Origin of the sequence: Kribbella soli (assembly GCF_004331345.1) — a bacterium.
GTDB classification, from domain to species: Bacteria; Actinomycetota; Actinomycetes; order Propionibacteriales; family Kribbellaceae; genus Kribbella; species Kribbella soli.
Window position 1 is genome coordinate 444,140 of sequence record NZ_SJJZ01000005.1, and the last position, 20,477, is coordinate 464,616.

At 68.1% G+C, this 20,477-nt stretch carries 17 protein-coding genes; 13 read left to right on the forward strand and 4 right to left on the reverse strand.

Going from position 1 to position 20,477, the window contains the following annotated elements; genetic code table 11:
• The first annotated feature begins 78 nt into the window (after positions 1-78).
• The 6 genes from ilvD to serA all read left to right on the forward strand — a co-directional run bounded on the left by ilvD (position 79) and on the right by serA (position 8,699).
• Entirely contained in the window at positions 79-1,746 is a 1,668-nt protein-coding gene (gene ilvD / locus E0H45_RS37790) for a dihydroxy-acid dehydratase (protein WP_131346780.1), read from the forward strand.
• 322 nt (positions 1,747-2,068) lie between these two features.
• Complete coding sequence (locus E0H45_RS37795) at positions 2,069-3,820, forward strand: acetolactate synthase large subunit (protein ID WP_131346782.1); 1,752 nt, start codon at positions 2,069-2,071, stop codon at positions 3,818-3,820.
• Complete coding sequence (gene ilvN / locus E0H45_RS37800; RefSeq protein WP_131346784.1) at positions 3,820-4,464, forward strand: acetolactate synthase small subunit; 645 nt, start codon at positions 3,820-3,822, stop codon at positions 4,462-4,464. The genes E0H45_RS37795 and ilvN overlap by 1 nt, the downstream gene beginning before the upstream one ends.
• Positions 4,465-4,491: 27 nt before the next feature.
• A complete protein-coding gene (gene ilvC, locus E0H45_RS37805) occupies positions 4,492-5,511 on the forward strand; it encodes a ketol-acid reductoisomerase (protein ID WP_131347278.1) in 1,020 nt (339 codons plus the stop codon).
• Between the two features lie 121 nt (positions 5,512-5,632).
• Positions 5,633-6,817 (forward strand): trypsin-like peptidase domain-containing protein, encoded by a 1,185-nt coding sequence (locus tag E0H45_RS37810; protein ID WP_131346786.1) that lies wholly within the window; start codon positions 5,633-5,635, stop codon positions 6,815-6,817.
• Between the two features lie 283 nt (positions 6,818-7,100).
• Positions 7,101-8,699, forward strand: coding sequence for a phosphoglycerate dehydrogenase (serA, locus tag E0H45_RS37820; protein ID WP_131346788.1), 1,599 nt, complete (start codon positions 7,101-7,103; stop codon positions 8,697-8,699).
• A 350-nt stretch (positions 8,700-9,049) separates the two neighbouring features.
• Here serA and E0H45_RS37825 read toward each other — a convergent pair whose 3' ends face one another.
• Positions 9,050-9,616 (reverse strand): O-methyltransferase, encoded by a 567-nt coding sequence (locus E0H45_RS37825; protein ID WP_131346790.1) that lies wholly within the window; start codon positions 9,614-9,616, stop codon positions 9,050-9,052.
• 146 nt (positions 9,617-9,762) lie between these two features.
• On the opposite strand from E0H45_RS37825, the gene E0H45_RS42695 reads away from it, so the two are divergent.
• From E0H45_RS42695 to E0H45_RS37835, 3 genes are read left to right on the forward strand one after another with little or no spacing between them, the layout of a single operon-like run.
• The gene (locus tag E0H45_RS42695; protein WP_165546744.1) at positions 9,763-9,918 is read left to right on the forward strand and encodes a hypothetical protein; all 156 of its coding nucleotides are present in this window, start codon (positions 9,763-9,765) and stop codon (positions 9,916-9,918) included.
• Positions 9,915-10,964 carry a 3-isopropylmalate dehydrogenase gene (locus tag E0H45_RS37830; protein WP_131346792.1) on the forward strand — a complete coding sequence of 350 codons (1,050 nt, stop codon included), beginning with the start codon at positions 9,915-9,917 and terminating at the stop codon, positions 10,962-10,964. The genes E0H45_RS42695 and E0H45_RS37830 overlap by 4 nt, the downstream gene beginning before the upstream one ends.
• A gap of 49 nt (positions 10,965-11,013) precedes the next feature.
• Positions 11,014-12,105, forward strand: coding sequence for a branched-chain amino acid aminotransferase (locus tag E0H45_RS37835; protein ID WP_131346794.1), 1,092 nt, complete (start codon positions 11,014-11,016; stop codon positions 12,103-12,105).
• A 41-nt stretch (positions 12,106-12,146) separates the two neighbouring features.
• Here the strand turns inward: E0H45_RS37835 and E0H45_RS37840 are convergent, their stop codons facing one another.
• On the reverse strand, positions 12,147-12,629 hold the full coding sequence (locus E0H45_RS37840; RefSeq protein WP_131346796.1) for a hypothetical protein: 483 nt from the start codon (positions 12,627-12,629) through the stop codon (positions 12,147-12,149).
• Between the two features lie 106 nt (positions 12,630-12,735).
• Between E0H45_RS37840 and E0H45_RS37845 the strand changes: the two genes are divergently transcribed.
• From E0H45_RS37845 to E0H45_RS37860, 4 genes are all read left to right on the forward strand, one after another.
• Positions 12,736-13,134, forward strand: a complete 399-nt coding sequence (locus E0H45_RS37845) for a hypothetical protein (protein WP_131346798.1) — start codon at positions 12,736-12,738, stop codon at positions 13,132-13,134.
• Positions 13,135-13,384: 250 nt separating this feature from the next.
• Positions 13,385-14,974, forward strand: coding sequence for a citramalate synthase (gene cimA / locus E0H45_RS37850; RefSeq protein ID WP_131346800.1), 1,590 nt, complete (start codon positions 13,385-13,387; stop codon positions 14,972-14,974).
• On the forward strand, positions 14,971-15,207 hold the full coding sequence (locus tag E0H45_RS37855) for a hypothetical protein (protein WP_131346802.1): 237 nt from the start codon (positions 14,971-14,973) through the stop codon (positions 15,205-15,207). Before cimA ends, E0H45_RS37855 begins: the two co-directional genes overlap by 4 nt.
• A gap of 133 nt (positions 15,208-15,340) precedes the next feature.
• Positions 15,341-16,537, forward strand: a complete 1,197-nt coding sequence (locus tag E0H45_RS37860) for an alginate lyase family protein (protein ID WP_131346804.1) — start codon at positions 15,341-15,343, stop codon at positions 16,535-16,537.
• 80 nt (positions 16,538-16,617) lie between these two features.
• On the opposite strand, the gene E0H45_RS37865 is transcribed toward E0H45_RS37860, so the two are convergent.
• Both E0H45_RS37865 and E0H45_RS37870 read right to left on the reverse strand, forming a co-directional pair.
• A complete protein-coding gene (locus tag E0H45_RS37865) occupies positions 16,618-17,670 on the reverse strand; it encodes a ribonucleotide-diphosphate reductase subunit beta (RefSeq protein ID WP_238155622.1) in 1,053 nt (350 codons plus the stop codon).
• Entirely contained in the window at positions 17,667-20,468 is a 2,802-nt protein-coding gene (locus E0H45_RS37870; RefSeq protein WP_238155623.1) for a ribonucleoside-diphosphate reductase subunit alpha, read from the reverse strand. Before E0H45_RS37870 ends, E0H45_RS37865 begins: the two co-directional genes overlap by 4 nt.
• Positions 20,469-20,477: the final 9 nt, after the last annotated feature.

The following is a 20,477-nucleotide window of genomic DNA, read 5'->3' on the forward strand; positions in this document are numbered from 1 at the left end:
GCCCGGTCAGTATGTAATTAACTAACTACGGATTGCCATCACAGTGTCGTTAAATTACTGGGGAATAGAGTGAGCCGCATGGTCGATGTGAAGCCCCGCAGCCGGACAGTCACCGACGGATTGGAAGCGACCGCCAGCAGAGGCATGCTGCGCGCGGTCGGGATGGGGGACGACGACTGGGTCAAGCCACAGATCGGCGTCGCGTCGAGCTGGAACGAGATCACCCCGTGCAACCTGTCGCTGGACCGGCTCGCCAAGGCGGTCAAGGACGGCGTGCACGCGGCCGGCGGATATCCGCTCGAGTTCGGCACGATCAGCGTGTCCGACGGCATCTCGATGGGCCACGTCGGCATGCACTACTCGCTCGTCAGCCGCGAGATCATCGCGGACTCGGTCGAGACCGTGATGGAGGCCGAGCGGCTGGACGGTTCGGTCCTGCTGGCCGGCTGCGACAAGTCGCTGCCGGGCATGCTGATGGCCGCGGCCCGGCTCGATCTGGCGTCGGTCTTCCTGTACGCCGGTTCGATCATGCCGGGCAAGCTCGGCGACAAGGACGTCACGATCATCGACGCCTTCGAGGCGGTCGGTGCCTGTGTCCGCGGCCTGATCACCCAGGACGAGGTCGACGCGGTCGAGCGCGCGATCTGCCCCGGCGAAGGTGCCTGCGGCGGCATGTACACCGCCAACACCATGGCCGCGTCCGCCGAGGCCCTCGGCATGTCGCTCCCGGGCTCCGCCGCCCCGCCCGCGGTGGACCGCCGCCGCGACGGGTACGCCCGCAAGTCCGGCGAGGCCGTCGTCGGCCTGCTGCAGAAGGGGATCACGGCCCGCCAGATCCTCACCAAGGACGCGTTCGAGAACGCGATCGCCGTGGTGATGGCACTCGGCGGCTCGACGAACGCCGTACTCCATCTGCTCGCGATCGCCCGCGAGGCCGAGGTCGATCTGAGGCTCGACGACTTCAACCGGATCGGCGACCGGGTCCCGCATCTCGGTGATCTCAAGCCGTTCGGCCGCTATGTGATGACGGATGTCGACCGCGTCGGCGGCATCCCGGTGATCATGCGCGCGCTGCTCGACGCCGGCCTGCTGCACGGCGACTGCCTGACGGTGACCGGCAAGACGATGGCCGAGAACCTCGCCGACATCGCGCCACCGGACGTCGACGGCACCATCATCCGCGCGCTGGACAAGCCGATCCACGGCACCGGCGGCATCACGATCCTGCACGGCTCGCTCGCGCCCGAGGGTGCGGTGGTGAAGAGCGCCGGCTTCGACTCGGACGTCTTCGAGGGTACGGCGCGGGTGTTCGACGGCGAGCGTGGTGCGATGGACGCGGTCGGCTCGCTGAATCCCGGTGATGTGGTGGTGATCCGGTACGAAGGCCCGAAGGGCGGCCCCGGCATGCGCGAGATGCTCGCGGTCACCGGCGCGATCAAGGGTGCGGGCCTCGGCAAGGACGTCCTGCTGCTCACCGACGGCCGTTTCTCCGGCGGTACGACGGGACTCTGCGTGGGGCATGTGGCGCCGGAAGCCGTCGACGGCGGCCCGATCGCCTTCGTCCGGGACGGCGACCGGATCACCCTCGACGTGAAGAACCGCACCCTCGAACTCCACGTCGATCCCGAGGAACTCGAACGCCGCCGCGAGGGCTGGACCCCGAAGACCCCGGCCATCACCAAGGGCGTCCTCGGCAAATACGCCCGCCTGGTCCGCTCCGCCTCAGAAGGCGCCGTCTGCATCTAGGCGGTTGGGGTCAGCCGTCTATCGGTAAGACAGGCATCTCATCCATTGGGACGGGCGGACACCGAACTTGACCCGGCTGCCGGTTGTCGGCGAATAATGCCTACATGCGATCGATTCTCCTCGTACTTGTGCGGCGCGCCGACTGACGCGACCACTGAGTCGAGCGCGCCCCCTTCAGCCCACCCGGCGGAGGGGGTTTTTTGTTGCCAATGCGACTATCTGCGACCCAGTAGTGCAACGACAACGGCCACGAGCGAGGATGGATCGGTCGCGAAGCAGTATCTGTTTTTTGGCATAACGTGACAGGACAAGGAAGGCACTCATGAGTGAGCAGCTGACCGGGGCACAGGCTCTGATCCGCGCACTGGAACATGCCGGGGTCGACACCGTCTTCGGCATCCCGGGCGGCGCGATCCTCCCGGCGTACGACCCGATGCTCGACTCGACCCAGATCCGCCACATCCTGGTACGTCACGAGCAGGGCGCCGGTCACGCCGCCCAGGGGTACGCCGCCGCGTCCGGGAAGACCGGCGTGTGTATGGCGACCTCCGGGCCGGGCGCGACCAACCTGGTGACGCCGATCGCCGACGCGTACATGGACTCGGTGCCGATGGTCGCGATCACCGGCCAGGTCGCCGGCGCCGCGATCGGCACCGATGCGTTCCAGGAGGCGGACATCCGCGGCATCACGATGCCGATCACCAAGCACAACTTCCTGGTGACCGACCCCAACGACATCGCCACCACGATCGCCGAGGCGTTCCACATCGCCTCCACCGGCCGCCCCGGCCCGGTGCTGGTCGACGTGACCAAGGACGCGATGCAGACCAAGGGCGTCGACTTCCAGTGGCCGACCGAGCTGTCGCTGCCCGGCTACCGGCCGGTGACCCGCCCGCACCCCAAGCAGGTGCGCGAGGCGGCCCGCCTGATCGTTGCCGCCGAGAAGCCGGTGCTGTACGTCGGCGGCGGTGTGATCCGCGCTCGGGCCAGCGTCGAGCTGAAGGAGCTCGCCGAGCTGCTCGGCATTCCGGTGGTCACCACGCTGATGGCCCGCGGCGCGTTGCCGGACACCCATGAGCTGCACTTCGGGATGCCCGGAATGCACGGCTCGGTGTCCGCGGTCGGCGCCCTGCAGCGCTCCGACCTGCTGATCACCCTGGGCGCCCGGTTCGACGACCGGGTGACCGGCAAGCTCGACTCGTTCGCCCCCGAGGCGAAGGTCATCCACGCCGACATCGACCCGGCCGAGATCGGCAAGAACCGGGCCGCCGACGTGCCGATCGTGGGTGACTGCAAGGAGGTCATCACCGATCTGATCGCGGCCCTGAAGACCGAGATCGCGGGCGCCGGCCGCACCCCGTCGTACGACGCCTGGCGTGGTCAGCTCGAGTCGGTCCGCGCGAAGTACCCGGTGGCGTACGACGAACCCGAGGACGGCACGCTGTCCCCGCAGTACGTGATCGAGCGGATCGGCAAGATCGCCGGCCCGGACGCCATCTACACCGCGGGCGTCGGCCAGCACCAGATGTGGTCCGCGCACTACCTGCCCTTCGAGAAGCCCGGCCACTGGCTGAACTCCGGCGGCCTCGGCACCATGGGGTACGCCGTGCCGGCCGCGATGGGCGCCAAGGTCGCGCGGCCGGACAAGACCGTCTGGGCGATCGACGGCGACGGCTGCTTCCAGATGACCAACCAGGAGCTCGTCACCTGCGCCCTCGAGGGCATCCCGATCAAGGTTGCCGTGATCAACAACCAGTCGCTGGGCATGGTCCGCCAGTGGCAGACGCTGTTCTACGACAAGCGCTACTCCAACACCGATCTGCACTCGGCCCGGATCCCGGACTTCGCGAAGCTCGCCGAGGCGATGGGCGGCGTCGGGCTGCGCTGCTCCGACAAGGAGTCGGTCGACGCCACCATCGACAAGGCGATGTCGGTCACCGACCAGCCGGTCGTGGTCGACTTCGTCGTGCACCGCGACGCGATGGTCTGGCCGATGGTCGCCGCCGGCGTGAGCAACGACGAGATCCAGATCGCCCGCGACATGGCGCCGAAGTGGGAAGGCGAGGAACTCTGATGTCCAAGCACACCTTGAGCATCCTGGTGGAGAACAAGCACGGTGTGCTGGCCCGCGTGGCCGCGCTGATCTCGCGGCGCGGGTTCAACATCGACTCCCTCGCGGTCGGTCCGACCGAGCATCCCGAGGTGTCCCGGATGACCATCGCGGTCAGCGTGGACGAGCAGCCTCTGGAGCAGATCACCAAGCAGCTCAACAAGCTGGTGAACGTGATCAAGATCGTCGAACTCGAACCCACGCAGACGGTTCAGCGCGAACTGCTGCTGGTGAAGGTCAAGGCGGACACCCTGACCCGTGGACAGGTGCTGGAGACCGTCCAGCTGTTCCGGGCGAAGGTGGTCGACGTGGCACCGGACGCGATCACGATCGAGGCGACCGGCAATCCCGAGAAACTCGAGGCCATGCTCCGGGTGCTGGAACCCTTCGGCGTCCGCGAGTTGGTGCAGTCCGGCATGGTGGCGATCGGCCGGGGCAGCCGCTCCATCTCCGACCGCACCCTGCGACCGGTGCCAGTGCCGCCGCCGCACGTGCAGACCGGACCCCCGAACGTGCAGGCGCGGCCTGCCGGTGCCGGCTCCTCACACCACCCGGTGCCGGCCCCGCCGCCGGGCCGTACCGCCGCCGCCGTACCGAATCAACACTAAGGAGAAGTGCCCGAAGTGGCTGCTGAAATGTTCTACGACGACAACGCCGACCTGTCGGTGATCCAGGGCCGGCACGTGGCCGTGCTCGGCTACGGCTCCCAGGGCCACGCCCACGCGCTCTCGCTGCGCGACTCCGGCGTCGACGTCCGGGTCGGTCTGCCGGAAGGCTCGAAGAGCCGGGCCAAGGCCGAGGCCCAGGGCCTGCGGGTCGTCACCCCGGCCGAGGCGGTCGAGGAAGCCGACGTGATCGTCGTACTCGCTCCGGACCCCGCCCAGCGCAAGCTCTACAAGGAGGCCATCGAGCCGAACCTGGTCGACGGCGACGCGCTGGTCTTCGGTCACGGCTTCAACATCCGGTTCGGCTACATCAAGCCGCCGGCGGGTGTCGACGTGTTCATGGTCGCCCCGAAGGGCCCGGGTCACCTGGTCCGTCGCGAGTACACCGAGGGTCGCGGCGTACCCGTGCTGGTAGCGGTGGAGCAGGACGCCACCGGCAAGGCGTGGGACCTGGCGCTCTCGTACGCCAAGGGCATCGGCGGTCTGCGGGCCGGCGGTATCAAGACCACCTTCACCGAGGAGACCGAGACCGACCTGTTCGGTGAGCAGGCCGTCCTCTGCGGTGGTGTCTCCGCGCTGATCACGGCCGGGTACGAGACCCTGACCGAGGCCGGCTACCAGCCCGAGGTCGCGTACTTCGAGTGCCTGCACGAGCTCAAGCTGATCGTCGACCTGATCTACGAAGGCGGCATCGCCAAGCAGCGCTGGTCGGTCTCCGACACCGCCGAGTACGGCGACTACGTGTCCGGCCCGCGGATCATCGACGCGTCGGTGAAGGCCCGGATGAAGGAGGTCCTCGGTGACATCACCGACGGCACCTTCGCGGCCCGCTTCATCGCCGACCAGGACGCCGGCGCGCCGGAGTTCGCGGAGTTCCGCAAGAAGAGCCAGGAGCACCCGATCGAGGCGGTGGGCAAGGACCTTCGCGGTCTGATGGCGTGGGTCAAGTCGCACGACGACGACTACGTCGAGGGCAGCGCCGCGCGCTGACGAACGACCCCGCAGGTGACTCGAGGGTCCGGACCATCCAGGTGGGTGGTCCGGGCCCTTTTGTTTGACACAATGTGTGACGGTTGTGGTCTGTACTGGTGATCTGGGGGGAGGGCGAGCGGTGGAGGACGGCAGGAGCGGGCTTCCGCGGCCGCCGCGGCGGGTTCCGGCGGGTGCCGGCACGCTGACCCAACTGGAGGCTCCCAGCCGGTCGGCCGGGGCCGAACCGCCGCCACGGGGTCCGTGGATCTTCGGCCGGATCCTGGCCGGTCTTCTCGTCCTGATCGTGATCGTCGCCGGCGGCGCCGGAGCGGGCTGGTTCATCCGGCAGGAGAGCCTGCAGATCAACACCGACGAGGTGCTGAAGTCGGTCGGGCCGTCTGTCGTCCGGGTGCTCGCGTCGACCTGTACGGGGACCGGCGAGGCGTCCGGCGTACTGATCGACAACGGTCGCATCCTGACCGCGACGTCCGCGGTCGAGGAGCCGAGATCGATCGTGGTCGTGATGCCCGACGGCCGGATCCGGCGCGCCAACCTCCTCGGTACCAGCACCGACGGCGTCGCAGTCCTGCAGTCGATCGGATTCGACGGCGAGCCGCTGCACCTGCCGCCGGCGAACCCCGAGTCGAAGGCCGAGCGGGCACTGGTCGGCTACACAGCGGCGGGCAAGCAGGTCATCAACGCGATCGGCTCGGCGGCCGACCCCACGGCGCTGGGCGAGGTCATGAACGCGGCCAAGCTGGGCGGCCCGGTCGTCGACAAGTCCGGTGGACTCATCGGTCTAGTGGTCGGCGACACCGTCCAGGCCAGCACGATCGTCGGTCTCGACAAGCTCCGTGGGTACGTCGCTTCGGCGTCGACGGGCCTTACCGTCGCCGCGGGCGGAACCTGTGAACAGTCGAAGGGCCCGCAGGGCGCGATCGCGCCGGTGCTGCAGGTCGCCAACACCCCGCTGGCGGTAGAGGTCCAGGGGCTGCTCGCCAACTACCTGACCCTGGAGAACCGGCAGAACTTCGCCGCGTTGCAGGCCCTGTACTCGCCACGGTTCGCGAAGAGCCTGACCGAGGAACAGGACCGGAGCAAGCACCAGACGTCGTACTTCTTCAGCCCGAAGCTCACCGATCTGGCCTCGGACGGGTCGTACGCGCGGATGTCGTACAACGTGCTGTTCGCTCCCACCGCGACCGGTGCCGACGGGCAGAACTGCAGCCGCCTGGACACGAAGTTCCAACTGGTCCGCTCGAAGGGCAAGCTGGTCATCGACCGAACCTCACCGATGTCCCCAGCGGTGCCCTGCGACAGCTAGGGGGTGTCTGATGGTTCCACGCCTACTGCGGGGCACTCGGCACGGCACCTCGCCGCACGGGTGCAAAGGCCACGATGCTCCGCATCGAGACCTTCGCCCCCGCACGCCGATGCACCGCACCGAGCACCTCCTCGCGACGGCGTGGAACCATCAGACACCCCCTGTGACCGGCATTCGGGTCCCCTCACACAGCGTGCAGCGGACGGGGTACCATCGAAGCAGCGGGCACAGCGCGGTGCTCTGTTCTTGATGAGCCCCTACCGCTTCTGCAGGAGATTCCTCCATGACTGACGTAACCCGGCCCGTCGTCCTGATCGCCGAAGAGCTCAGCCCGGCCACCGTCGAGGCCCTCGGACCCGACTTCGAGATCCGCCAGACCAACGGCGCCGACCGCGCCGCGCTGCTCCCGGCCATCGCCGACGTCGACGCCATCCTGATCCGCAGCGCCACCAAGGTGGACGCCGAGGCCCTGGCCGCCGCGAAGAAGCTGAAGGTCGTCGCCCGGGCCGGTGTCGGTCTGGACAACGTGGACGTCAAGGCCGCCACCCAGGCCGGTGTGATGGTCGTGAACGCGCCGACCTCCAACATCACCAGCGCCGCCGAGCTGGCCGTCGCGCTGCTGCTCGCGTCCGCGCGCCGCGTCCCGGCCGCGAACGAGTCGCTCAAGAAGGGCGAGTGGAAGCGCAGCAAGTACTCGGGTGTCGAGCTGTTCGAGAAGACCGTCGGCATCGTCGGCCTCGGCAAGATCGGCGTCCTCGTCGCGCAGCGGCTGGCCGCCTTCGGCATGAACGTGATCGCCTACGACCCGTACGTGCAGGCCGGCCGGGCCGCGCAGATGGGCGTCCGGCTCGCCACCCTGGACGAGCTGCTGGCGACCAGTGACTTCATCTCCGTGCACCTCCCGAAGACCCCGGAGACCATCGGCCTGATCGGCGACGAGCAGCTGCACAAGGTCAAGCCCGAGGTCATCATCGTGAACGCGGCCCGCGGCGGCATCGTCGACGAGCAGGCGCTCTACAGCGCGCTCAAGGAAGGCCGGGTGGCCGGCGCCGGTCTGGACGTGTTCGCGTCCGAGCCCTGCACCGACTCGCCGCTGTTCGAGTTCGAGAACGTCGTCGTCACGCCGCACCTCGGCGCGTCCACCGACGAGGCGCAGGAGAAGGCCGGTATCGCGGTCGCCAAGTCGGTCCGGCTCGCGCTCTCGGGTGAGCTGGTCCCGGACGCGGTCAACGTCCAGGGCGGCGTGATCGCCGAGGACGTCCGCCCGGGCATCGGGCTGACCGAGAAGCTCGGCCGGATCTTCACCGCGCTGGCCGGCGGCGTCGCGCAGCAGCTCGACGTCGAGGTCCGCGGCGAGATCACGCAGTACGACGTGAAGGTGCTCGAGCTCGCCGCGCTCAAGGGTGTCTTCGCGGATGTCGTCGAGGACAACGTCTCGTACGTGAACGCGCCGTTGCTGGCGGCCGAGCGGGGCCTCGAGGTCCGGCTCGTCACCGACCACGACAGCCCCGAGCACCGCAACCTGATCACGCTCCGCGGCACGCTGGCCGACGGCGCCCAGGTGTCGGTGTCCGGCACGCTGGTCGGCGTCCGGCAGTCCGAGCGGCTGGTCGAGATCGACGGGTACGACCTCGAGATCGAGCTGTCCGCGCACCTGGCGTTCCTCACCTACGAGGACCGGCCGGGCGCGGTCGGGCAGATCGGCCGCATCCTCGGCGACGCCGACGTGAACATCGCCGGTATGCAGGTCAGCCGGGACCGCAAGGGCGGCAAGGCGCTCGTGGCGCTGTCGGTCGACTCGAAGGTCGCGCCGACGGTCCTCGACGACATCGCCGTCGCGGTGCAGGCAGATACGGCCCGCACCGTGGACCTGGAGGCCTGATTCACCCGAACGACTGATTTACTGGAAGCGGTCAGCCGCCCGCAGGCGCATGGCGGCTGACAAGGGCCCGAGCTCCATAGCTCGGGCCCGCTTCACGTCTGCACCCCACCCCCCGCCGTACCGCACCCCGCCCCACCCCCCGCCCACCACGACCGTCCCGCCGGTCGTCCCGTGGTCCGATTTGCTGGGTGGGCCAGCCAATTTGCTGGGTAAGCCAGCTAGCTAAGGGGTTCTACACCCTGAACCAGGGTCCGTAACCCCGCATTTGATGGGTCAACCAGCCAAATGCCGGAGGAGGAGGGAGCGCTGGGGCAGCGGTACGGGTGGTGGTGGTACGGGTGGTGCGGTGGTTAGTGGCGGGTGGCGAGCAGTACGGCGGCGTCGGGGGCGACCATCACCTCGACGGTGGTGAAGCGCTTGTCCATCAGCCATTCCTGACGGAGCGTGTCGACGCGCCCTTCGTACATGGGCGGCCAGACGGCCGACGGCGTGAAGTCGTCCAGTACGACGAAACCGCCCGGCTCGACCACGTCCGCGATGATGTCGCGGGCGGACAGCTTCGCCTCGCGGGCGTCCACGAACAGCAGCGCGAACGGGCCGCGCTCGATCAGCGCGGTCCAGTCGGCGGAGACGACCTCGATCCGCTCGTCGTCGGCGAACAGTTCCGCGACCACCTTCGCGAGCTGCGGATCGCTCTCCGCGGTGACGATCGACGTGCTCTCGCCGGCGCCGCTGCGCAGCCACGCCGAGCCGACGCCGCAGCCGGTCCCGAGCTCACCGAGCAGGCCGGTCTTCGAGGCCGCGAGGGTGGCGAGCAGGCGGCCGGTCTCGTTCCTGGTGGAGCTGACGAATCCGCGCCGGCCGGACAGGCTGAGGGCCGCTGATACCAGCGGCGGCAGTTCTGGAGGAGCACTCACCGGCTGAGAGTCGCACAGGTCCGGTCCAGTGACCCCACCCGGATCTCATATTCCGGGACAAGCTGCCCGCATGGTGGAGAAATAGTCGGATGTGCGAGTAAATTCGTGCGCATCCTGCCGCCCACGACATATTTGGGAGCAGCTGCATGTACGACATGTATCCAGCCAACTGGCCCTCGATCGATGCGCGCGAGCGGAAGGCGACCCGGCGTCGCCGTACCACGCGCCAGGCGAGCGACGAGGTCAAGGCTGTCCAAGAGGCCATGAACCGCCGTGACAATGGGGGAGAACCCAAGAAGTGAGCGAGACGAAGAACTTCACGCTGGCCGTCGTCCCCGGTGACGGGATCGGACCCGAGGTGACTACCGAGGCGCTCAAGGTCCTCGACGCGGTCGCCGCACAGCACGGCGTGACGTTCGAGCGGACCGAGTACGACCTCGGCGCGAAGCGCTGGCACGCCACCGGTGAGACGCTGCCGGACGCCGAGCTGGAGGAGATCCGCAAGCACGACGCGATCCTGCTCGGCGCGGTCGGGGACCCGAGCGTCCCGTCCGGCGTCCTCGAGCGCGGTCTGCTGCTCAAGCTCCGGTTCACCCTCGACCACTACGTGAACCTGCGGCCGTCGAAGATCTACCCGTCCGTCGGCTCGCCGCTGGCGAACCCGGGCGAGGTCGACTTCGTCGTCGTCCGCGAAGGCACCGAGGGCCCGTACGTCGGCAACGGCGGCGCGCTCCGCGTCGGTACACCGGCCGAGATCGCGACCGAGGTGTCGGTGAACACGGCGTACGGCGTCGAGCGGGTCGTTCGGGACGCGTTCGCCCGCGCGCAGGCCCGTCCGCGCAAGAAGCTGACGCTGGTGCACAAGAACAACGTCCTGGTGTACGCCGGCCACCTGTGGAAGCGGACCGTCGACAAGGTCGCCGAGGAGTTCCCGGAGATCGCTGTCGACTACCTGCACGTGGACGCGGCGACGATCTTCCTGGTCACCGACCCGGCCCGGTTCGACGTGATCGTCACCGACAACCTGTTCGGCGACATCATCACCGACCTGGCGGCCGCGATCAGCGGCGGGATCGGGCTGGCCGCGAGCGGCAACATCAACCCGGACCGGACCGCGCCGAGCATGTTCGAGCCGGTGCACGGCTCCGCGCCCGACATCGCCGGCCAGCAGAAGGCCGACCCGACCGCGGCGATCCTGTCCGCGTCGCTGCTGCTCGAGCACCTCGGCCTGACCGAGGCCGCACGCGCGATCGAGGACGCCGTCACGGCGGACATCGAGGAGCGCACGGGCGTTGCCCGCAGTACCGCGGAGATCGGTGACGCGATCGCCAAGCGCGCGGCCGGCTGAGAAAGGCTGATGCTCGCATGACCAGTCAGCCGAGAGGTACGGTGCGGTTATGAGCGCCGATCTGCAGTTCTCAGTTGAGCCGAACACCCAACCGGCCAGCGACGACCAGCGCGCCCAGATCCTGGCGAACCCGGGATTCGGGCAGTACTTCTCCGACCACATGGCGATCGCCACCTGGACGGCCGAGAAGGGCTGGCACGACGCACGGATCACCGCCTTCGGACCGCTGGAGCTGTCTCCCGCGACCTCGGTGTTCCACTACGCCCAGACCATTTTCGAGGGGATGAAGGCCTACCGGCATCCCGACGACTCGATCCACCTGTTCCGCCCCGAGGCGAACGCGATCCGGTTCCAGCGGTCCGCGCACCGGCTCGCGCTGCCGGAGCTGCCGACCGAGGCGTTCCTCGACTCGCTGCACAAGCTGGTCGAGATCGACCGGGCCTGGGTGCCGGGCGGCGGCGAGACATCGCTGTACCTGCGGCCGTTCATGTTCGGCTCGGACCCGTTCCTCGGCGTCCGCCCGTCGGCGCAGGTCACGTACTGCGCGATCGCGTCGCCGGCCGGGTCGTACTTCGCGAACGGCGTGAAGCCGGTCCGGATCTGGCTGAGCGAGGAGTACACCCGCGCGGCCCCCGGCGGCACCGGCGCGGCGAAGACCGGCGGCAACTACGCCTCTTCGCTGCTGGCCCAGGCCGAGGCGATCGAGCAGGGCTGCGACCAGGTCGCGTTCCTCGACGCGGTCGAGAAGAAGTGGGTCGAGGAGCTCGGCGGGATGAACCTGTACTTCGTCCTCGACGACAACTCGGTCGTCACACCGGAGCTGTCCGGCACGATCCTCGAGGGCGTCACCCGGGACTCGATCCTGAAGCTGGTCACCGACCTCGGCTACACGGTCACCGAGCGCAAGATCTCGGTCGACGAGTGGCGCGAGGGTGCGGCCTCCGGCAAGGTGAAGGAGGTGTTCGCCTGCGGCACCGCCGCGGTCGTCACCCCGGTCGCCTCGCTGAAGTGGAAGGACGGCGAGACCCAGATCGGCGACGGCAACGGCGGCCCGGTCACCGCAGCCGTCCGCACCGCCCTCCTCGACGTCCAGTACGGCCGCGCCGCAGACCCCCACGGCTGGATGACCCGCATCTCCTGAAGCAGGTGACGAAGGCCCGGCGATCTACCGCCGGGCCTTCGTCATGACCGGGGCCTGGTCTCGAACCAGCCGATGGTGTTGATGACGGCCAGGAGCAGCCAGAGGCCGAGCGCGAGGATCGGCGCCCCGGTCCAGGCGATCTCGGTCTGCCGACTCCCCTCCGGCTTCAGCAGCATGATGACGATCGTGTCCACAAGCCCGGCGTACGCACAGGCGAAGGCGGCGATCTTCGTCGGCGTGGCCAGTGCGACCAGCACCAGGACGACGTACGCGATGAACAGAAGGTTGGCCGCGCTGCCGAGGATCGTGGCGTCGCGGGCCATGCCGAATCCGGTGTACAGGTGGAGGCTGCCGCGGCTGTACTCCCGGGTCAGCCAGGTCGGCGTGAGCGTGACCAGCACCGCAAGCGCGGTGGCGTAACCCAGCAGCTGGAACCGCAGCCGTTGCAGGGGATCTCTTTCGCCCCGCGGTGGCAACGGAGCCTTCAGGACGTTCAGGTCAACCTGGTCGTCGGGCTCACTCACTTGATGAATCCCATCTCTCCAGCGGATGTTTCACAGGATCTTTTCAGGTCTGAGGGCCGGACCGGCGGTCGCTGTCCACAGGTCCGGTTCGATAGGGTCGGGCGCCATGAGCAGCTTCCCGGACGACGTCGAGGGCTACTACGCCGAGTTGGCCGAGCGCCGGGGATGGTCCGCCGAGACGTCCGCCGCGATTCGGTCGACGGTTGAGCTGATTCGGGATCTGGATCGTGGGACGGCGTCTCGGACGTACGGCGCGGCTGTCGACGACTACGGCACCGACTGGCTGTACGAGGCGGTCTGGCACGAGCGGGAATGGGTCGTCGTCCGCCAGCTCGGGGTGGGGGAGGACGGCGAGGTACGGCGGTACTGGTGGCAGCGCCTCGAGGACGACGAGGGAATGCTCACCGACCAGTCCCTCGACCGCGAGGACTGGGGCCTGCGTCCGCTCACCCGCGAAGACTTCTACACCGCCTGGGATGATCCCGGCTGGTCCCTCAGTGCCTAATCTTCGGGCCTAATCTTCGGGCCTGAACTCCAGTACGCCTCCGCGTACTGAATGTTCGTGATGCGAGACGGGCCCGTCATGGTCCGGACATTGTGTGGCAGACTGCAAAACGTCATGAAGCACTATCGGGTGATTATTTCCTAGGCGCGCTCGGCAAGCTGTACCTGAGCGCGCAGACCTCTCGCACCTTGCGGGAGGTTTTTTGTTTGCCCGTATCGACGCCGCACACCCCTCCGGAAGGCCGACCCCCATGACTATCTCGGACGATTTCCACGTGTACGACACGACTCTGCGCGACGGTGCGCAGCAGGAGGGTCTGGCACTGTCCGTGGCCGACAAGATCGCCATCGCGCACTACCTGGACGAGCTGGGTGTCGGCTTCATCGAGGGCGGCTGGCCGGGCGCCGTACCCAAGGACACCGAGTTCTTCGAGCGGGCGAAAACCGAACTGCACCTGCGGCACGCGACGTTCGCGGCCTTCGGTGCGACCTGCAAGCCGGCGGCCGTCGCCGCCGACGACCCGCAGGTCGCCGCGCTGCGGGAGTCCGGCGCCGGCGTCGTCACACTCGTTGCCAAGAGCCACGACGCGCACGTCGAGCGGGCGCTGCGTACGACGCTCGACGAGAACCTCCGGATGGTCGCCGATACCGTGCGGCACCTGCGGGAGAACGGTCAGCGGGTCTTCCTCGACACCGAACACTTCTTCGACGGCTACCGCGCGAACCGTGCCTACGCGCTCGAGGTCGTACGAGTAGCCACCGAGGCCGGTGCCGACGTCGTCGCCCTGTGCGACACCAACGGCGGGACCTTGCCCCGGGAGCTCCAGGACGTCGTCCGCGACGTACTCGAATCGACCGGGGCCAGGCTCGGCATCCACTGTCACAACGACGCCGGCTGCGCGGTGGCGAACACGATCGCCGCCGTCGAGGCCGGCGTCACGCACGTCCAGGGAACGATCAACGGGTACGGCGAACGCACCGGTAACGCCGACCTGCTGGCGATCGTCGCCAACCTCGAGCTCAAGCGCGACCTGCGACTGCTCCCGGAGGGCAATCTCGCCGAGTCGTTCCGGCTCGCGCACGCGATCGCCGAAGTGACGAACGTGCCGCCGTCGACCCGGCAGCCGTACGTCGGTGTGTCCGCGTTCGCCCACAAGGCGGGCCTGCACGCCAGCGCGATCAAGGTGGACCCGGATCTCTACCAGCACACGGATCCGGCCAAGGTCGGCAACGACATGCGGATGCTGGTGTCCGAGATGGCGGGCCGGGCGAGCGTCGAGCTGAAGGGCCGGGAGCTCGGGTTCGACCTCGGCAGCGACCGCGAGCTGGTCACCCGGGTGACCGATCGGGTGAAGGAGATGGAGTCCCGCGGGTACACGTTCGAGGCAGCGGACGCGTCGTTCTCGCTGCTGCTGACCGAGGAGGTCACCGGGCAGCGGACCTCGTTCTTCGACGTCGAGTCCTGGCGCGTGATCACCGAGTCGCGCGCCGACGGCGAGGCGGTGTCGGAGTCGACGGTGAAGCTGGTCGCGGGCGGCGAGCGGGAGATCGTCACGGGCGAGGGCAACGGCCCGGTCAACGCGCTCGACCACGCGCTGCGGACCGCGATCGAGCGCGCGTACCCGGTGGTGAACAAGTTCGAGCTGGTCGACTACAAGGTCCGCATCCTCGACCAGGGGCACGGGACGGACGCGGTGATCAGAGTGCTGATCGAGACCGCGGACGGCGAGGGCTCGTGGGTGACGGTCGGGGTCGGCCACAACATCGTCGAGGCCTCCTGGGAGGCACTGGTCGACGGCTTCACGTTCGGCCTCCTGCGCCACAAGGAGGTCGTCCGATGAGCCTGCTCGCCGTCGAGCGCACGATGACGGTCTTCACCGCCGAGGTGGTCGAGACGACCGGTCTGCTGGCGCGGATCGCCGTACTGCTCAATCCGTACGACGTCCGCGAGCTCGCCCTGTCGCTGGACCGGGGCGAGCTGCGGATCGTCGTCGAAGGCAACGGTTTCGACGCCGGGCGGGTAGCCGCCCGGCTCGAGAAGGTGATCGGCGTCCTCGAGGTGGCAGTCAGCTAGTCGGCCAAGAGGCGGCGGGCAGCTCGACGGCGGAGATCCTCGCGTTGCTCGACTGAATTTGGCTAGGAAGGTTTACAAATACCCGGTCGCTGGGTAGCTTCCTGGGCGCGCCCCTTCGCCCAGGAGACCGCCCATGATCCGACTGCACCGCCCACTCCTCCTTGCCCTGACCACAGCGCTGATCGCGGCCACCGCAGTACTGGCCGTCGCCCAGCCGAGCACCGCCGGTCCACCGCCGGCGCCGGCCGCGTTCAAGCATCCCGGTGTGCTTGTCGACAAGGCGCAACTCGACTTCGCCCGGCAGCAGGTCCTGGCCGGAGCCCAGCCGCAGAAGGCGGCGTACGACGCGATGAAAGCCAGCTCGTACGCCGACCTCGCGTACACCCCGAAGCCGCGCGCGATCGTCGAGTGCGGTTCCAACTCGAACCCGAACTACGGCTGCTCCGACGAGCGCAACGACGCGCTGGCGGCGTACACGCATGCGCTGCTCTGGTACATCACGCGCGACGACCGCTACGCCAAGAAGTCGATCGAGATCATGGACGCGTGGTCCGCCGTACTGCGCGACCACACGAACAGCAACGCACCGCTGCAAACCGGTTGGTCCGGCGCGTCGTTCTCCCGCGCCGGCGAGCTGATCAAGCACACGTACGGCGGTCCGTGGACGCAGCGGGTGCGCTTCGAGACGATGCTGCGCACCATCTACCTGCCCGAGGTGCGCAACGGCGCCGGGTGCAAGAACGGCAACTGGGAACTGATCATGACCGACGCCGCGATCGGGATCGCGGTGTTCCTCGACGACCACGCCGCCTTCAACAAGGCGATCAGCATCTGGCGCGGCCGGCTGCCCGGCTACATCTATGAGACGAGCGACGGCGCCGACCCGAAGGCGCCGACGACCTGCCCGATGGACACCCGCGACGAGATCGTCGACTACTGGCAGGGGCAGTCGACGTTCACGAACGGCCTCGCCCAGGAGACCTGCCGCGACTTCGGCCACACCGGCTGGGGTCTGACCGCCGCCACCCACGTCGCCGAGACTGCCTGGCACCAGGGTGTCAATCTGTACGGCGAAGCCGGCAAGCGCCTGACCGACGGCTACTACTTCCACACCCGCCTGGAGAACGGCGCGGCTGTTCCGCCCGACCTCTGCGGTGGAACGGTGAAGTTGGGCCTGGGCGCCGTCACCGAGATCGTCTACAACCACTACCACAACCGCCTCGGCCAGCAGATGCCCACAACTCTGGCCTACACCGAAGCCAAACGCCCCGCAGGCGCCAACTACTTCTTCGCCTGGGAGACGCTGACCCACGCCAACAACCCACGCTGACCGATCGCGGACGGGCGGAAGGCCCGCGGAGCGGCGAGTTGCACCGCGGGCCTCCCGGTCTGTGATGGTCCCGGATCGAGTCAGTCCCAGCTGAGTCCGCTGGCGGACTGGTACTCGATGACCCGGGTCTCGAAGAAGTTCTTCTCCTTCTTCAGGTCCATCACCTCTGACATCCATCCGAAGGGGTTCCGTGTTTCACCGAAAATCGGTTCGATACCGATTTGTTCCGCTCTGCGGTCCGTGACGAAGTGCATGTACTGCTCGCAGAGGTCCGCGGTCAGGCCGAGCATGCCGTTGGGCATGGTCGCGCGGCCGTAGGCGACTTCCAGCTCGCACGCCTCGGTCAGCATCTGCCGGACCTCGACCTGGAACGCGGTCGTCCACAGGTGCGGGTTCTCCTGTTTGATCTGGTTGATGCAGTCGATGCCGAAGTTCAGGTGGATCGACTCGTCGCGCAGGATGTACTGGTATTGCTCGGCGATCCCGACCATCTTGTTGCGCCGGCCGAGCGACAGGATCTGCGCGAAGCCGGTGTAGAACCACATCCCCTCGAACACGACGTAGAACGCGATCAGGTCGCGCAGGAACGCGGTGTCCGCTTCCGGCGTACCGGTGCGGAAATCCGGGTCCTCCAGGTGTTGCGTGTACTTCAGCGCCCACGCGTCCTTGTCGGAGATCGACGGCACCTCGCGGTACATGTTGAACAGCTCGCCCTCGTCGAGACCGAGCGACGTGCAGATGTACTGGAAGGTGTGCGTGTGCACGGCCTCCTCGAACGCCTGGCGGAGCAGGTACTGCCGGCACTCGGGGTTGCTCAGCTGGCGGTAGACGGCGAGGACGACGTTGTTCGCGACCAGGGACTCGGCGGTGGCGAAGAACCCGAGGTTGCGCTTCAGCATCAGCCGCTCGTCGTCGGTGAGGCCGTCCTTCGACTTCCACAGTGAGATGTCCGCCTGCATGGACACCTCGGTCGGCATCCAGTGGTTGTTGCACCCGGCAAGGTACTTCTCCCAGGCCCACGTGTACTTCAGCGGCAGCAGTTGGTTCACGTCGGCGCGTGAGTTGATCATCGCCTTGTCGGTGACCTGCACCCGGGATGCGCCAACGGTGATCTCGCTCAGTCCGGTGGTCACTGGCAGGCCTCGCAGTCAGGGTCGTCGATGGAGCAGACCGCTCCGGTGGGCTCGGGCAGTGCTGGTTCGGCGAGGGATACGGGTACGGCGTTGAGTCGGCCGTCGGTGCCCTTCAGCGTGGACTTCTCGACATGGGTCGCTGACTGGGAACGCAGGTAATAAGTCGTCTTGAGGCCATAACGCCAAGCTGACCGGTAAAGCTCGTCGAGCGCACGACCGGACGGCTTCGCCATGTAGAGGTTCAGCGACTGCGCCTGGTCGATCCACTTCTGCCGCCGCGACGCGGCCTTCACCAGCCAGAGCGGGTCGATCTCGAACGCCGTCGCATACAGCTCGCGCAGGTCGGCCGGGATCCGCTCGATCCCCGCGACGACGCCGTCGTGGTACTTCAGGTCCGACACCATGACCTGGTCCCACAGCCCGCGGGCCTTCAGATCGGCAACCAGGTACGGGTTGGCGACGGTGAACTCGCCGGACATGTTCGACTTCACGAACAGGTTGCTGTACGTCGGCTCGATCGACTGGCTCACGCCGCAGATGTTGGAGATCGTCGCGGTCGGCGCGATCGCCATCACGTTCGAGTTCCGCATGCCGTCGCGCAGGACCTTCGCGCGCAGAGCGTCCCAGTCGAGTTGCGTGTCGCGGTCGACGATCACGTCGCCGTCGCGCGCCGTGTGCAGCAGGTCGAGCGAGTCGATCGGCAGAATCCCAAGGCTCCACAGCGATCCGTCGTACGACGAGTACCGGCCGCGCTCGGCCGCGAGATCGCTGGACGCCTCGATCGCGTGGTAGCTGATCTGCTCCATCGAGCGGTCCGCGAACTCGACCGCGGCGTCGGACGCGTACGGGATCCGCAGTGTGAACAACGCGTCGGCGAACCCCATCAGGCCGAGGCCGACCGGGCGGTGCCGCTGGTTGGCGCGCTCCGATTCCGGGGTGGTGTAGAAGTTCACGTCGATGACGTTGTCGAGCATCCGCACCGCGGTCTTCACGGTGTCGCGGAGCAGGTCGGTGTCGAGACCGTCCGCGGCCAGGTGGGCGACCAGGTTGACCGAGCCGAGGTTGCAGACCGCGGTTTCGTCGACGGTCGTGTTCAGGGTGATCTCGGTGCACAGGTTCGACGAGTGGACGACGCCGTCGTGCTGCTGCGGCGAGCGCAGGTTGCAGGCGTCCTTGAAGGTGATCCACGGGTGGCCGGTCTCGAACAGCACGGTCAGCATCCGTCGCCACAGGTCAACGGCCTTGACCCGCTTGAACACCCGGATCTCCCCGCGATCCGCAGCCGCCTCGTACCGCGCGTACGCCTCGGCGAACGCGGCGCCGTACAGATCGTGCAGGTCCGGCACCTCGTCGGGGGAGAACAAGGTCCACTCCCCACCGGCCTCCACTCGCTGCATAAAGAGGTCCGGCACCCAGTTGGCCGTGTTCATGTCATGCGTACGCCGCCGCTCGTCGCCGGTGTTCTTCCGCAGATCGAGGAACTCCTCGACGTCGATGTGCCACGTCTCGAGATACGCACACACCGCACCCTTTCTTTTTCCACCTTGATTCACGGCCACGGCGGTGTCGTTGGCGATTTTGAGGAAGGGGACGACTCCCTGGGACTCGCCGTTGGTGCCGCGGATGTGGGCGCCGATGCCGCGGACCGGGGTCCAGTCGTTGCCGAGGCCGCCGGAGTACTTCGCGAGCAGGGCGTTGTTGCGGATGCCGGTGAAGATGCCGGACAGGTCGTCCTCGACCGTGGTCAGGAAGCACGACGACAGCTGCGGCCGGGTGGTGCCGGAGTTGAACAGCGTCGGCGTCGACGACATGAAGCGGAACGAGCTGAGCAGCTCGTAGAACTCGATCGCCCGCGCCTCGCGGTCGTCCTCGCGCAGCGCCATCCCCATCGCGACCCGGAGGAAGAACGCCTGCGGCAACTCGTACCGCACCTTGTCGAGGTGCAGCAGGTACCGGTCGTAGAGCGTCTGCAGGCTGAGGAAGGTGAAGTTCAGATCGGCCTCGGGCTTGATCGCGGCAGCGAGCCGGTCGAGGTCGAAGGTGCCGAGCTCGGGGTCGAGCTGCCCGGCCTCGATACCGACCTGGATGTAGCGCGGGAAGTAGTCGACGTACGCCGTGGTCATGTCGGCCTGGCTGGCCTGCCGGGGCTCGCCGTGGACGCGGCCCAGCGCCTCGCGGCGGATCTGGTCCAGCAGCAGGCGGGACGCGGCGAAGCTGTACTGCGGCTCGGTCTCGACGTACGACCGCGCGGCCATCACCAGCGCGAGCTCGACCTCGTGCTGCGCGATGCCGTCGTAGCAGGCGCCGAGCGTCTCGTTCAGGATCAGTTCGGGCTCAACCGCGTCGAGTCCTGCGGCGGCCTCGGCGACGATCACCCGGAGCCGGTCGACGTCGAGCGGGGACCGGCTGCCGTCGGCCGCGCGGACGGTCAGCGCCGGCTTCTCGGTGACGCCGGTCGGGTCGGCGGGGGTGCGGGCCTTGGTCCGCTCTTCGCGGTACAGCACGTAGGCACGGGCGACCTGGTGCTCGCCGGCGCGCATCAGCGCCAGCTCGACCTGGTCCTGGATGTCCTCGACCTGCACGCTGCGGCGGCTGTCACCGCGGCTGGTCAAGGCGGCGACGACCCGGCCGGTCAGGTCGGCGACCAGGTCACGGACCCGGTGGGTGGCGCCCGCGTCGGCGCCCTCGACGGCGAGGAACGCCTTCGTCACGGCGACGGAGATCTTGGTGGCGTCGAACGGCGTACTGCTGCCGTCGCGGCGGATGACGGTGAGCTCCGTGCGAAGCTCAGCCGCCACAGAAGCAGC

Bases quoted from the DNA above. Each gene is read 5' to 3' on its own strand.
- ilvC (WP_131347278.1), top strand. From the start codon at position 4,492: ATGTTCTACGACGACAACGCCGACCTGTCGGTGATCCAGGGCCGGCAC.
- E0H45_RS42695 (WP_165546744.1), top strand. From the start codon at position 9,763: ATGTACGACATGTATCCAGCCAACTGGCCCTCGATCGATGCGCGCGAG.
- E0H45_RS37860 (WP_131346804.1), top strand. From the start codon at position 15,341: ATGATCCGACTGCACCGCCCACTCCTCCTTGCCCTGACCACAGCGCTG.
- cimA (WP_131346800.1), top strand. From the start codon at position 13,385: ATGACTATCTCGGACGATTTCCACGTGTACGACACGACTCTGCGCGAC.
- E0H45_RS37855 (WP_131346802.1), top strand. From the start codon at position 14,971: ATGAGCCTGCTCGCCGTCGAGCGCACGATGACGGTCTTCACCGCCGAG.
- ilvN (WP_131346784.1), top strand. From the start codon at position 3,820: ATGTCCAAGCACACCTTGAGCATCCTGGTGGAGAACAAGCACGGTGTG.
- ilvD (WP_131346780.1), top strand. From the start codon at position 79: ATGGTCGATGTGAAGCCCCGCAGCCGGACAGTCACCGACGGATTGGAA.
- E0H45_RS37795 (WP_131346782.1), top strand. From the start codon at position 2,069: ATGAGTGAGCAGCTGACCGGGGCACAGGCTCTGATCCGCGCACTGGAA.
- E0H45_RS37845 (WP_131346798.1), top strand. From the start codon at position 12,736: ATGAGCAGCTTCCCGGACGACGTCGAGGGCTACTACGCCGAGTTGGCC.
- serA (WP_131346788.1), top strand. From the start codon at position 7,101: ATGACTGACGTAACCCGGCCCGTCGTCCTGATCGCCGAAGAGCTCAGC.
- E0H45_RS37835 (WP_131346794.1), top strand. From the start codon at position 11,014: ATGAGCGCCGATCTGCAGTTCTCAGTTGAGCCGAACACCCAACCGGCC.